This is a genomic window from Porifericola rhodea, assembly GCF_030506305.1.
GTDB classification, from domain to species: Bacteria; Bacteroidota; Bacteroidia; order Cytophagales; family Cyclobacteriaceae; genus Catalinimonas; species Catalinimonas rhodea.
Window position 1 is genome coordinate 4,563,532 of record NZ_CP119421.1, and the last position, 12,919, is coordinate 4,576,450.

11 protein-coding genes, 1 tRNA gene and 2 pseudogenes are annotated in these 12,919 nt (G+C 41.9%); 9 read left to right on the plus strand and 5 right to left on the minus strand.

The features are described 5' to 3' along the window. The first annotated feature begins 119 nt into the window (after positions 1-119). Both PZB74_RS18670 and PZB74_RS18675 read left to right on the plus strand, forming a co-directional pair. Positions 120-1,412, plus strand: coding sequence for a S41 family peptidase (locus tag PZB74_RS18670; RefSeq protein WP_302238683.1), 1,293 nt, complete (start codon positions 120-122; stop codon positions 1,410-1,412). An 84-nt stretch (positions 1,413-1,496) separates the two neighbouring features. Then, positions 1,497-2,717 carry an alpha/beta hydrolase family protein gene (locus tag PZB74_RS18675; RefSeq protein WP_302238684.1) on the plus strand — a complete coding sequence of 407 codons (1,221 nt, stop codon included), beginning with the start codon at positions 1,497-1,499 and terminating at the stop codon, positions 2,715-2,717. On the opposite strand, the gene PZB74_RS18680 is transcribed toward PZB74_RS18675, so the two are convergent. From PZB74_RS18680 to PZB74_RS18690, 3 genes are read right to left on the minus strand one after another with little or no spacing between them, the layout of a single operon-like run. After that, the gene (locus PZB74_RS18680) at positions 2,714-3,517 is read right to left on the minus strand and encodes a DUF6503 family protein (RefSeq protein ID WP_302238685.1); all 804 of its coding nucleotides are present in this window, start codon (positions 3,515-3,517) and stop codon (positions 2,714-2,716) included. The two genes, PZB74_RS18675 and PZB74_RS18680, sit on opposite strands and share 4 nt — an antisense overlap. Continuing rightward, positions 3,487-3,918, minus strand: a complete 432-nt coding sequence (locus tag PZB74_RS18685; protein WP_302238686.1) for a YybH family protein — start codon at positions 3,916-3,918, stop codon at positions 3,487-3,489. The genes PZB74_RS18680 and PZB74_RS18685 overlap by 31 nt, the downstream gene beginning before the upstream one ends. Beyond that, positions 3,918-4,634: a 3-keto-disaccharide hydrolase gene (locus PZB74_RS18690; protein ID WP_302238687.1), complete on the minus strand. Its 717-nt coding sequence runs from the start codon at positions 4,632-4,634 to the stop codon at positions 3,918-3,920. The genes PZB74_RS18685 and PZB74_RS18690 overlap by 1 nt, the downstream gene beginning before the upstream one ends. 257 nt (positions 4,635-4,891) lie before the next feature. On the opposite strand from PZB74_RS18690, the gene PZB74_RS18695 reads away from it, so the two are divergent. The 3 genes and pseudogenes from PZB74_RS18695 (at position 4,892) to PZB74_RS18705 (ending at position 6,551) form a co-directional block, all read left to right on the plus strand. After that, positions 4,892-4,965, plus strand: a tRNA-Ile gene (locus PZB74_RS18695). 591 nt (positions 4,966-5,556) lie between these two features. Next, positions 5,557-5,963 (plus strand): annotated as a pseudogene (locus tag PZB74_RS18700) (IS110 family transposase); the annotation flags it as partial. 96 nt (positions 5,964-6,059) lie between these two features. Then, positions 6,060-6,551 (plus strand): transposase, encoded by a 492-nt coding sequence (locus tag PZB74_RS18705; protein WP_302242838.1) that lies wholly within the window; start codon positions 6,060-6,062, stop codon positions 6,549-6,551. A 215-nt stretch (positions 6,552-6,766) separates the two neighbouring features. Here the strand turns inward: PZB74_RS18705 and PZB74_RS18710 are convergent, their stop codons facing one another. Further along, positions 6,767-7,225 carry a hypothetical protein gene (locus PZB74_RS18710; RefSeq protein ID WP_302238688.1) on the minus strand — a complete coding sequence of 153 codons (459 nt, stop codon included), beginning with the start codon at positions 7,223-7,225 and terminating at the stop codon, positions 6,767-6,769. Positions 7,226-7,537: 312 nt separating this feature from the next. Between PZB74_RS18710 and PZB74_RS18715 the strand changes: the two genes are divergently transcribed. After that, positions 7,538-8,368, plus strand: coding sequence for a tyrosine-type recombinase/integrase (locus PZB74_RS18715; protein WP_302238689.1), 831 nt, complete (start codon positions 7,538-7,540; stop codon positions 8,366-8,368). Beyond that, positions 8,368-9,522 carry an IS91 family transposase gene (locus PZB74_RS18720; RefSeq protein WP_436837115.1) on the plus strand — a complete coding sequence of 385 codons (1,155 nt, stop codon included), beginning with the start codon at positions 8,368-8,370 and terminating at the stop codon, positions 9,520-9,522. Before PZB74_RS18715 ends, PZB74_RS18720 begins: the two co-directional genes overlap by 1 nt. A gap of 279 nt (positions 9,523-9,801) precedes the next feature. Here the strand turns inward: PZB74_RS18720 and PZB74_RS18725 are convergent, their stop codons facing one another. Next, on the minus strand, positions 9,802-10,425 hold the full coding sequence (locus PZB74_RS18725; protein WP_302238690.1) for a hypothetical protein: 624 nt from the start codon (positions 10,423-10,425) through the stop codon (positions 9,802-9,804). 472 nt (positions 10,426-10,897) lie between these two features. On the opposite strand from PZB74_RS18725, the gene PZB74_RS18730 reads away from it, so the two are divergent. Next, entirely contained in the window at positions 10,898-11,731 is an 834-nt protein-coding gene (locus PZB74_RS18730; RefSeq protein ID WP_302242840.1) for a tyrosine-type recombinase/integrase, read from the plus strand. Beyond that, positions 11,728-12,865 (plus strand): annotated as a pseudogene (locus PZB74_RS18735) (IS91 family transposase). The gene PZB74_RS18730 and the pseudogene PZB74_RS18735 overlap by 4 nt, the downstream one beginning before the upstream one ends. Positions 12,866-12,919 lie beyond the last annotated feature (54 nt).

The window sequence follows — 12,919 nt, forward strand, 5'->3', positions numbered from 1 at the left end:
CTATTTATTTTATGCTTGCAGATATGGTGATTTTAATATTCAGCGGAATGCTTAAGCCAGGCATACTGTTAATGGATTAAAATTTGTAGAAATCTTGTTATTAAGCAAAATAATCTGATATGAAACAATATAGATTACAAATATTGACGCTGTTTCTGGCAGTCTCATTATTTTCTTGTAAAGAAGAAGACGTAGTCTCAGATAATACAGCTGGAGCTCAAACCTTTACCAGAACAGATTCGCTAAAGTTATTCGTAGCTCAGGTAATGGAGGAGTGGTATTTATGGAACGACATTATTCCGGAGCTTAATGTTGATGATTACGATACTCCTGATGATGTTTTGTATGCCATGATGAATAAAGACCTGGATAAATGGTCGTACATACAGGAAGAAGAAGCTTATAACGCATATTTTGAAAATGCGCAGTACGAAGGTTATGGTTTTAGAATGGCATTTGATGAAGATGATAACCTTAGAGTAGCCTTTGTGTATAATGACTCTCCTTTTGGCAGAGCTGGTGTTAAAAGGTCCTGGATCATTGATAAAATTGATGGTGTACGCCCTAAAGAGCTAAACGATAAAGGTTTACTTTCTCAGGCCCTGGAAGGTAATACCCACAAATTTGAAATGCTCTTACCTGATGGTAGCCGCAAGATTGAATCACTAAGCAAGAGCACTATTGGCATTAATACAGTGCTTACAGATAATGTGTACAGCATAGGTAGCCATACCATAGGTTACCTGGCTTTCAACAGCTTTTTGGCCACATCTGAAGAAGAACTGATACAGACTTTTCAAAAATTTAAAACGGCTAATATTGATGAGCTCATAATTGACCTACGCTACAACGGTGGCGGCAGAACTAACATTGCCGAATGGATGGCAAGTAATATTATTGGCGATCTTGGTAAGGGTAAAAACTTTATTGAGTATCAGTTCAATCAGCTACAGTCCGAGCAAAACAGAGTAGAAGCCTTTAATGAAGCTGAAATCCCATTAAATCTGGATAGGGTTATTTTTATCACTTCCCGGTCTTCAGCTTCTGCCAGCGAGCTGTTGATCAATGGTTTGAGACCATTTATAGATGTAGTGCTTATTGGCGATAATACTTACGGTAAGCCAGTGGGTAGTTTTCCTTTTTTCTTTAGCGGTTATGCGATAAGCCCTATTTCCTTTAAGGTACTTAACGATCAGGGCGTTGGAGAGTATTATCAAGGATTAGTGGCCGATGCCTACGTCGCTGATGACCTGAATTATGAGCTGGGAGATACCAATGAGGCTCGTCTTCAGGAAGCACTTTATTATATCAAAAATGGTATTTTTTCTTCGGCAAGTGCCCGGCAGCAACCACTTAGCAAAATACAACAGATTGAACTTGAAGGTTTCCGCCGTGAAATTGGCGCCTTCTAAACATATTTCATCATAAGAATCTTTAAATTGGGGCTTGTGCCCCTTTTTTGTTTACTATCTCAGATTTCGTCCATTACCATAATTATGAACTACCGTAACTTATCACATCTTTATAAAGCTGTTCTCTTTGTCTCTTTCTGTATAATAGCTTTTGCTTGTGAAGACAACAGCCCTGAGCTAGAAGTAAAAAACAACTATCTGATAGATTATGAATTGCTTGCTACAGTAGAAGCAGAGCAACTTAAGCTCGCTGCACAAATATTTCAGCCTGGCTATGACGTTTCTGCCATATCTTATGATTCTGAAATATATAAAGTTTCTTACAAGGCAGAACATCAGGGAGATACGGTTAAAGCTTCGGGCCTGATTTGTATACCTTTAGCCTCCAAAAATGATGACTTTCCTTTTCTATTAGGGTTTCATCCTTCTATTGGAAGCCAGTCTGAAGCACCAAGCAATTATAGTGGCACTTTCCAGTCTGGTCTGGAACTCTTTGCAGCTTTAGGTTATGTGGCTATTATTCCAGATTATATAGGATTTGGAGAGAGTGGCTCTCTTCCGCATCCATATTTAATAGAAAAGTCTGTGGGCAAAAATAGTGAGCTCATGCTTAGAGCAGCCGTAGAGATGCTTGAAGAATTAGAGCAAAACTATAGTCAGGAGCTAAGCTTTATCGGCTATTCACAAGGTGGATACAATACGGTAGCGGCACTTAATTATTTTGAAAACGAAGCTCAGTTTGACAGCTGGCAGCTTACTGCGGCTGCCGCGGGTGGAGCTGTGTTTGATTTGCATCTTTTTAGAGAACAGTTAGCCAATAGAATGTCTTACGAATCACCAGAATCGCTAGGCTACCTTATCTACGCATATCATGAGTATTATGAGCTATCTGGCGGGTACGATCAGTATTTTCAGGATATCTTGTCCACGCAAATCCCTTACCTATATGGTAATGAGCTTACGCTGAGCCAAATAAGGTCCAGATTAAGTACCGATCTGAGCAAGTTATTGAATGAAGAATTCAGGCTAGGTCTAAAAACTTTGGATAATAATGCTTTTGATCAAGCATTAAGCGAAAATAGTATTGCTCCGTGGCGTGTAAAAGCTCCCTTACATATTTTTCATGCCAGCCAGGATTCAGTGATTTCCATAGAAAACAGCAAAGCATTTTATGAAGCTGTGCAAAGCAAGGGTAGTCAGGCTGTAGAGTTTACCGAGCTGACCACCCCTGATTCTCATAGCGATGCAGGGGCACCTATGTTGTTGGCAGGTGTACTCTGGCTGTTAGAGATGCAAGAAAACTAGTCAGATATTTTAGCATTCTCAGGTTTGGCAAACTGACTTTGATCAGGCTCACTCTCTTTGAGTACAACATTGAGGTAACGGTTGGGGTAATACAAATCCCCAAGGCTATCGCCGGTCCACTTATACCTTCTACTTACTAGCGGTAGCTTTACACCATTTACATCCTGCCATTCTGAGTACCAACGTGCACCATATTTATCTTCCGGTTTACCCGAGAAATAAGTTACTGTATACAATAGTAGTTCCATCTGGTGAGTCTCCTGATCTACATATATTATGTACTCATCATCAGGTGAATCTCCTACCCCACTTTCATAGGTAAAACGAAGCACATCATAGGTTTTACCCTGAAACTCACGATCTTCCAGCTCTTCATAGATAACTCCGGGATCAGCAAATGCGAATGGAAGTGAGAAGAAGTAAAACTGAAGATTATGATAAAACTTGGCAGAGCCTCCTGAAAATTCCTCTTCATTTCCTATATACCAAACTTGTGAACCATCAAAACCAACAGAATACTCTTCATTTTTTAAAAGTACTTTTCTGTTTTTCAAATCAATTGTCTGATGATCTACAAAAGTAGTATCCATATACAAATCGTACTCAAGCAGCCTCATTTTATTCCACTGTTCAATACCACCGTGCGCATCCAGTACTTGCTGAAACAGTTCAGGGTATTCTCTGGTTTGGGGTTCATTAGGGGAGTTTTCATTACTTTTCTGTCCTTCTGTACAGGAAAACAATAAGGACGCACTTAGCAGAAACAGTACTAGCTGGAGTGATCTTTGATGATAAACCATTCGCCATTAATTTTTTTAAATATTAAACTAAAATATCCTTCTAGATTGTCAGTAGATCGTTTTAGTGTCCACTTACCAATCATGCTGTAGTATTCGGATGACAGCTGATTTAGTTGTATGATATTAAAGTTTAACTGACCCATACTAGTACGATCAGGATAACTTTTTCGGTACCGTTCTAGTGTATTCTGATAACCGTATACAATACCATTTTTACCTATAAACATCAGTGAATCAGAGGGTAAGTAGCCTTTCATAAAACAGTCCAGGTTTCCTTCATTCCAGCATCTTTGCTGTTGATCCATAATCGCTAAAATTTTTTCTTCATCTGCTGGATCAGAACCCGAGAGCTCCATAATACCCCCGGATAGTAAACTAAAAAGTATAATCAGAATTTTCATCACAGTTCTTTAATCTTAATTTCTCTGAACCACACAGCATCACCATGATCCTGGAGGGCAATATGACCAGATTTAGCTTTACCGTAGTCAGGCATAGCTTTAAACTTGGTATTAGCTACCTCTTCCTTCCATTGATCTGACCATAATTCATACTCCACTGCTTTTTCTTCATTAATCCAATGCTCAACTTTTCCCTGATTTACAACTATTTTTGAGAGGTTGTATTCACCTGCGAGTTTTACATTGGTAGATTTAGGGATATGCAAAGCGTAATTGGCTGCTGTTACCTGGGCATCTTCAAGCTCATGGCCATGCACCTCTTTAAAATTAACAGCGTCTATTAGTTGATACTCAGGTCCTGTTTCGTAAGGGCTATTATATTTCTCTGCTTCTACTACATTGTACATGACCCCACTATTGCCTGCTCTTTCTATTTTCCATTCAAACTCCAAAATAAAATTCTCATATTTCTCTTTAGTAATGATATCGCCTTTTCCACCGCTGGTAGTAAGATTGCCATTTTCTACACTCCAGTTCAGATCTTGACTCTTGAAATTTCTCCACTGACTGGCATCATTTCCATCAAACAGCATAGTCCATTCATTTTCTGCCTGTTGAACTACACTTTGTGTAGCACTTTGCTTTTTTTCCTGTGATTGGCAGGCTTTGATAGCCATTGTTAACAGGCATAATAATAATAGTTTAGAGAGTCTCATGTTAGCTTGCAAGGTTATGTTTATAAAGCTATAAGTTAAGCCAAAACACTAATTCAAAAAAACGTAGGTGTAAACCCACTAGCAATAGAGTGCTCATTAGCTTTATTTAAAATCTTTTTGCCGTGGTAGAGACTGATAATGAATGCTTTAATGCTTGGAGGAAATACAGTCAGAAAAAACATTAAAAAAAGCAGTACATTTTGTTTGTAAGCCTAATTTTGGTTTTGTACATTTGTCGTCTCATTCGCGAAAGCGAGGGGCCCTTAGCTCAGTTGGTTAGAGCACCTGACTCATAATCAGGTGGCCGCTGGTTCGAGCCCAGCAGGGCCCACTTATCTAAAGAACTGATTCACATCACTTTAGCACTAAAATTAAAGCCACTCCTGTAGAGTGGCTTTTTTATTTGAAAATGCTCTTATAAATCTTTCGTTGCTTTTTTAGATCATATTTTTGCATTAGCATTTTTTGATAGCTTCAATCATTCGTTTCATTTTTAATGGACCGACAGCCAATTTTCTATCCTTTCGCTTCCAGGTAAACATGCTACTTTTTCCTTTATTATAGTGAGGTTTAACCTAGAATAACAGTCGGCATGGGCTTTACCCGTAGCATAGCTAACAGGGCTGCCTTGAAAACCGCTCTTTTTATAATTTTACTCAACTTATAACTTTACAGCTTTTGCTCCCAACCCCTCACCTACCAATAAGCTGCACCTTTATATTTATTTAGATAGAATAATCCTATTCTTAACTTTAGAGAAAAGGAGGAGAACTCATCGGCTGAACAGGCTCAAGACCTTGACATCGTGTTAGTCCTCCTTTTCCTAAATGTTGAACCTTTGACCCTATAGAACGATAGGCCTGCATGCCTCATAAAGGTTCTAGTCGGTTCAACATATCTTATAATCACTAACCTTTAAGTTATGAAAAAATCAGTGTTTGTCGGTATTGATGTAAGCAAATTATCCTTTGACGCTTCCGTTTTTGTCCCCTCTACAGGAGCATTGACTCATCAGCAGTTTAATAACAATCGTAAAGGCCTTGTAACATTTCTCAAATGGATCAAGACTGTTGCTACTCTTCAAGATTGTCTGTTTTGCATGGAAGATACAGGTAGCTACAGCTACGGACTAGCTTGTTTTCTACCAAATAAAAAAGCAGATCTGTGCCTGGAATCTGCTTATCGTATCAAGCATTCTATGGGTATCCAGAGAAAAAAACCGACAAAGCAGATGCGGAGATGATCGCGCAGTTTGCATTTAGGTTTGCTGATGAGTTAAATTTGTATACCCCTCCGGTTGCTGCAGTGGCGCAGCTTAAAACTTTGCTCTCATTCAGGCTCCGTCTCATCAAGCAGAAGACCAGTATCATCACTGCTATAGAAGCTCATAAGCAACTAGAGGGCTATGTGGATATCTCTTTTATGATGCGTTCCCTCAATCAACAGCTCAAAGCTCTGAAAGAACAGATCAAGAAGTGCAATGAGCAAATTGATCAGCTTGTGCAGCAGGATCAGCAGTTACAGCACCAGAATCAACTGCTCTGCTCCATTCCAGGAGTAGGTAAAGTCATCGCCGCTCAGGTCATTGCCTACACTTACGGCTTTACCAAATTCAAAGACTGGAGAAAATTTGCATGTTACGTAGGCACAGCACCTTTTCCTCACCAGTCAGGTACTAGCATCAAGAAAAGAACAAAGGTCTCTTCTATTGCCAACAAGAAGCTGAAAGCCCTCCTCAGTATGGGAGCCGTCAATACCTTGAGAACTGAGAATGAATACCATGTCTACTACCGCAGAAAGATCAAAGAAGGAAAGCATCATATGGTCATCATCAATGCCATCAGAAATAAGCTGATCAGCCGGATGTTTGCTGTTATCAAAAGGGATACTCCCTATGTGAAACTACAACTGCAGTAGTATAGACATTTTATTGACCACCTCGTAAACAGCAGGTGGTGAAAGCAGGAAATGCAAGCATTTCCTGCTTTTAACATATCGTTTGCTTTAGCAAACTTTCACGATAGAATATCCAAAAAGACTGAAATTTCTAACTCTATAGTTGGGCAAGTTACCTATGCCTTTCTCTTAAAATATTTATACTGAAAATCTTTGTTTTTTAATAGAACGCGATGTTAGGTGTCGGTATTCATTCTTTCTCTTCGTCCTTTTATTACTTCTTTAATTAAATCTCGTTCTTCTTTAAATTCCTCGTGAATCCATATCTCGTCAGTTATTGACCCTCCCCCCATTCCACCACTAATCTGATCGCCAATATTTCTAACTTCAAAAACAACTTTCCTACTTTCTTTTCCTTGATCCCCCCATGCTAATTCATCTAAATCCTGTAATAATTGAATTAAACATCTTTCATCGCATTTCACGTGTTTAATAGGTGATGTGAGATAAATCTGCCCGCCCCAATCTCCTTCCATAATCATCACAGCATTTTTTGTTTCACTAGCTTCCTTCAAGTTTCTAATACTTATTAGTCTATCTTGTCCTGCTTCATGAAGTATGTATCGCAAAGGGCTGACATGATCTGGAATCACATTTTCTTTTTTTGCATCATTATCGTTTCTGCTATCATTCATATTTCATTAACTGACACCTAATGGTTTGCATATGGCTTGTGGCGGCTTCGAAGCACTTTCCTGTCCCCCAAAACTAAAGCTGGAAAAGGAGCGAAAACCTTGCTGGTAGCAGTTCACCCGCCATAAGCTATATGCGTTGTTGAACTAAACCTACGGTAGCCTTTAGCAGCAGGGTTTTTCATGATATTCTTATCTTGATGAAGGTAATTTAAACCATTTATATCATGAAAAAAAACACATCGTGCCAAAGGGGAAACACTCATTGAAAGAACCTGTCGTGAGGTTCCTGATTTTCTACCCTTCTATCAGAAGTTGGAGAGAAGCTTTTCGGTTGCTGGCTACAGCCAGAGTACTCTAACAAATTACTCCCGCTGTCTAGCTCAAATGGCCCAGCACTACAACATGAATCCGGTGCTTCTAGACGAAGAACAGGTGCTAGACTATCTGCATTACCTCAAACAGCAAAAGAAAACGCCTTCTGAGTCCTTTTTTAAGCATACCGTTTACGGCTTAAGGTATGCCTACCGGATGGAAGGCATGAAAGCTAAACGAATCGTTTTACCTTCACTGGAGCGACCCAAGACTCTGCCAGTAGTTCTGAGTAAGGAGGAGATGCGAAGGCTGCTTCTGACTCCTAAACTACTGCGGCATCGCCTCATCCTGGGCATGCTATATGGCTGTGGTTTGCGCTGCTTTGAACTCCGAAGATTACATACTAAAGATGTAGATTTTGATCGGTTGATGGTGCATGTCAGAAAAGGCAAGGGGCGCAAAGATCGTTACTTGCCTTTGAGCAAGCACCTGGCAAGGGGGCTGAAGGCCTACATTGACAACGAACACCCTCAACTGTGGCTTTTCAATGGTAAAAATACGGAAGGAAGAATTGTAGCCTTGTCACAAAGAGGTGTACAATGGGTTGTCAGGGAATCCAGAAAGACCGCAGGTTTGGAAAAGGAGGTAACCGCACATACTCTTCGCCATACTTTTGCTACTCACTTACTGGAAGATGGGCTTGATATCGTCAGCATCAAGGATCTGCTTGGGCATGCTCACCTGGAAACTACGCTGATCTATCTTCACGTCTCTCAGATGGGAAGGCGTAAGGCTTTCAGTCCCATGGATACGCTCTACCCCGATAAGTAGTGCGTCCTAAATATGAAGTGGCTGATGTTTTGAACAGAAACAGGCATCGGCTCAGTGGCTACTGTAGCAATAGCTGGCAGGAACGCACTTTACATGCTCTTCGAAAATGCAGGACTGCCGATCTCGGTGGCCATGTGGACCAGTGCGATAGCTGTGGCAATTTGTCTATCAGTTATAATAGCTGTCGCAATCGCCACTGCCCTAAATGCCAGGGAGAACAGAGAGAAGCATGGATACAGGCTAGAGAATCCGAGCTTCTGCCTGTGCCTTACTTCCATCTGGTCTTTACTCTGCCTGAACAGGTCAATCCTCTGTGTCTGTATGCACCTGCCAAAGTATATCGCTTGCTGTTCGGTACTGCCTGGTCAGTAATGCAGAGCTTTGCCAAAGACCCAAAGCATCTGAGAGCCAAACCTGCTATGATTGCGGTACTACATACTTGGGGCCAGAACTTGTCCCTTCACCCCCACTTACACTGCATTGTGCCTGGTGGAGGGGTAACCAACCAGGGTAAATGGAAGCCTGCTCGGAATAAAAGCAAGTTCCTGTTCCCGGTCAAGGCCATGAGCAAGGTCTTCCGGGCCAGGTTCGTAGCTGGCCTGAGAAGAGAGTTTCCTGAGCAGGAAAACACCTCCTTTGCCAGCCTGTTTGAAAAACCATGGGTGGTGTATGCTAAGCGACCCTTCCAGCATCCTAAAGCTGTTGTAGAGTATCTTGGGCGGTACACGCATAAAATTGCTATCAGTAATCATCGGCTTATCAGCCTGGATAACGGCCAGATTACTTTCAGCTACAAGGACTATCGTAAGGGAGCAAAGAAGCTACAGATGAGTCTCTCTGACAAAGAGTTTATCAGACGCTTCAGCCAGCATATCCTACCCAGAGGTTTTGTCAGGATCAGGCATTACGGTTTTCTTTCCAGTTCTTGGAAGTCTGAAAAGCTACCCGGTCTCCAGCAGATGCTTGGTCTCATTACCTCTTCTGATGATCAGGAGGAGGCGGTATCTCACCGCAGATGCTGTGCGTGTGGCACTGGCACATTGCAAACAATGAATATGTTCTATGGTAGGGTCCGGCCTGGAGGGCTCCACCGAAAGCCTGGCTGGAACGGATTGCAAAGCAGCACAGCAGTAAGTAGCGAACGCTATTTTTGAGCGTAACAGGAGAGCTACGCCCTATCCGGTAGAAATCAATGCTTTTAATGGTTGTGAATAGCCGATTTTCTAGCTTATCCGATAGAGATGGTGCTTAACTACCTCGGAAACAAAAAAAGAAGGCTTATTACCTTCTCAAATGCACTCCTCTCAAACCCTACCTAATCCCCATATAAACATTCACGAGCAGGTTCAGCTCCACTGCGGCAGTCAACACCTGATTCATGTTGGGCCGTGCCGGCCACACGAATCCTTAATTGTTGTAAATAGTTTTTTATTTTAAAAAATCGACAGAATTCCGAATACAACAGTCAGTATTAGTCCAATAACAGCTAATGGAATAGACCATTTATTTTGCGTTTCTAGTTTCTTTTGTTCTTCATATCTTGTCTGAATCACTGAGCTCAATTCACTTATTTTTCTTTCAATCGAAATTTTGTCACCATTATTTGAATAGGTCTTTAGATCATTGAGAATATTTCTCTCAGTATCTGGTAAATCAGAAAAAGGTGAGGCTGTTTCATTCGCTGTGATAAACTCAGTGAGTTTTATTTTCAACTGTTTAACTTCTTCGATATTTAGGTTTTCACTGATCTTTCGACCGACCAATTTTGCCAAAATTTCTCGCAGCCACTTATTAAGTCCATATCTATAGGTCAAGTCTTCAGAGCTTAACTTTGTGACGCCTTTATAGACATTTATCAAGTCATCAATCGTCTCGATAGTACCATCTTGTAACCCTTGAACAGCAGTTTCAAAAAAGTCATCCTTTCGTTCAATTCTTCTCGCTTTAATTCTTTTCAAAAGAAAGCTGGCTGTCACAGCATAAATGACGGTGAAAATGACGGTGAAAATGGAGAGTAAACTGTCCTTAGTCAAAAATCCTTCAATTATCTCTTCCATGTTTCGTTTAAATTATGCCCAACGGGCGGCGTGCAGCTGCGCGAGCTGATTTTACCACCTATCTATTGCTTTTGTAATTCAACTTTTCAAATAGCATCCCAAATTCTATACCCCCTGATCTACCAGCCTGTGAGATGCATGATGTTGGCTGGCGGGCTCCCCACTTTTGACCGCGTAGCGGAACATAAGACTGACAGCCAACGACCAGCACAGCCACAGACCGGGCTTGCTAGCGTTTCTAGTTCGTTTATCAATATTCTAACTTGGCGCAACAGGCGTACAAGTTCGTTTTCGCTAGGATTGGGGCTGTGCCTTGTTGAACTAAACCTGCGGTAGCCTCTTGCCATGGCGTTTAGCTGATTTGGTTACTTTGTCAATGTAACTAAACACTTTTTATCATGGAAAAAAAAGGAATAGAATCATTGACCTTACCTGCCAACAGGTAGTAGGTTTTCAGACACTGTATCAAAAGCTGGAACGCTCTATGGTTGTCACTGGCAAAAGTCAAAGTACGCTGCACAACTACTCCCGCTGCCTTGCCAAGATGGCTCTTCATTTTAATACTAATCCCATACAACTTGATGAGGATCAAGTCTTGGACTATTTGCACTATCTTAAAACCCAGAAGAAAACACCCTCCGAAAGTTTCTTTAAGCACACTGTTTATGGTTTACGATATGCTTACCGTATGGAAGGGATGCCTGACAAACGTGTCATCCTCCCTTCCTTGGAACGCCCTAAGAAACTTCCTATCATTCTGAGTAAAGCAGAAGTACATCGGCTGCTGATGACTCCTAAACTACTTAAGCATCGCCTGGTCATTGGCATGCTGTATGGATGTGGCCTTAGATGCTTTGAACTGCAAAAGATGTTGGTCAAGGACATAGACTTCCAACGCCAGATGGTTCACATCCGACAGGGTAAAGGACGTAAAGACCGTTATGTTCCTTTAAGCAAGCACCTGTGCCGGGGACTACAGACTTATCTCAAGCATGAGCACCCTGCCCAGTGGCTCTTTACGGGCAATCACCCTGAAGGGAAAGTGGTACCCTATTCTCAGAAAGGAGTACAATGGGTAGTTAGAAGCGCTCGTAAAGCAGCAGGTATCAGCAAAGAAGTTACTACTCATACACTCAGGCACACGTATGCCACTCACCTTTTAGAGGACGGCCTCGATATTGTCAGTATCAAAGAGCTTTTGGGTCATGCACATATAGAGACTACGCTGGTATATCTACATGTTTCTCAGATGGATCGGCAAAAGCCTTTCTCTCCATTAGATACGTTGTATGCTGATAAGCTGTGAAGCCTGCTTATGAGGTAGCCGATATACTGAATAGAAACAGATATCGGCTTAGTAGCTACTGCAGCAATAGCTGGCAGGAAAGAACGCTGCATGCCCTTAGAAAATGCAGGACTGCTGATTTGGGTGGCCATGTGGATCAATGTGATAGCTGTGGCAATTTGTCTATCAGTTATAATAGCTGTCGCAATCGCCACTGCCCTAAATGCCAGGGAGAACAGCGTGAGGCATGGATACAGGCAAGGGAAAATGAACTCTTGCCAGTACCGTACTTTCATGTGGTTTTTACACTGCCAGAGCAAGTTAACCCACTATGCCTGTATGCACCTGCCAAAGTGTATCGTCTGCTCTTTAGTCCGCCTGGTCGGTGATGCAGAGCTTTGCCAAAGATGCCAAGCACCTGGGGGCTAAGCCTGCTATGATCGCTGTACTACATACCTGGGGGCAGAATCTGAGTTTACATCCACACCTTCACTGCATCGTTCCGGGAGGAGGCGTGACTAGAAATGGTAAATGGAAGACTGCTCGGAATAAAGGTAAGTTCCTCTTTCCGGTAAATGCCATGAGCAAAGTCTTCCGGGCCAAGTTGGTAGCAGGTCTAAGAAGGGAGTTTCCAGAGCAGGAAAAAGCATTCTTTGCCAGCCTGTTTGAAAAACCATGGGTAGTATATGCCAAGAGACCGTTCCAGCATCCTAAATCGGTAGTAGAGTATCTTGGGCGGTACACGCATAAAATTGCTATCAGTAATCATCGGCTTATCAGCCTGGATAACGGCCAGATTACTTTCAGCTACAAGGACTATCGTAAGGGAGCAAAGAAGCTACAGATGAGTCTCTCTGACAAAGAGTTTATCAGACGCTTCAGCCAGCATATTCTGCCCAGAGGCTTTGTTAGAATCAGGCATTACGGTTTTCTTTCCAGTTCTTGGAAGTCTGAAAAGCTACCCGGTCTCCAGCAGATGCTTGGTCTCATTACCTCTTCTGATGATCAGGAGGAGGCGGTATCTCACCGCAGATGCTGTGCGTGTGGCACTGGCACATTGCAAACAATGAATATGTTCTATGGTAGGGTCCGGCCTGGAGGGCTCCACCGAAAGCCTGGCTGGAACGGATCGCAAAGCAGCACAGCAGTCACTAAAGAACGTCATTCTTAAGCGTAACGGGAAAGCTATGCCCTATCTGGTATAGATCA

What these genes read in the sequence shown, in the direction of transcription:
- PZB74_RS18670 (WP_302238683.1), top strand. Translation starts at nt 120, where the DNA reads ATGAAACAATATAGATTACAAATATTGACGCTGTTTCTGGCAGTCTCA.
- PZB74_RS18690 (WP_302238687.1), bottom strand. Translation starts at nt 4,634, where the DNA reads ATGAGACTCTCTAAACTATTATTATTATGCCTGTTAACAATGGCTATC.
- PZB74_RS18710 (WP_302238688.1), bottom strand. Translation starts at nt 7,225, where the DNA reads ATGAATGATAGCAGAAACGATAATGATGCAAAAAAAGAAAATGTGATT.
- PZB74_RS18680 (WP_302238685.1), bottom strand. Translation starts at nt 3,517, where the DNA reads ATGGTTTATCATCAAAGATCACTCCAGCTAGTACTGTTTCTGCTAAGT.
- PZB74_RS18675 (WP_302238684.1), top strand. Translation starts at nt 1,497, where the DNA reads ATGAACTACCGTAACTTATCACATCTTTATAAAGCTGTTCTCTTTGTC.
- PZB74_RS18725 (WP_302238690.1), bottom strand. Translation starts at nt 10,425, where the DNA reads ATGGAAGAGATAATTGAAGGATTTTTGACTAAGGACAGTTTACTCTCC.
- PZB74_RS18685 (WP_302238686.1), bottom strand. Translation starts at nt 3,918, where the DNA reads ATGAAAATTCTGATTATACTTTTTAGTTTACTATCCGGGGGTATTATG.
- PZB74_RS18705 (WP_302242838.1), top strand. Translation starts at nt 6,060, where the DNA reads ATGCGTTCCCTCAATCAACAGCTCAAAGCTCTGAAAGAACAGATCAAG.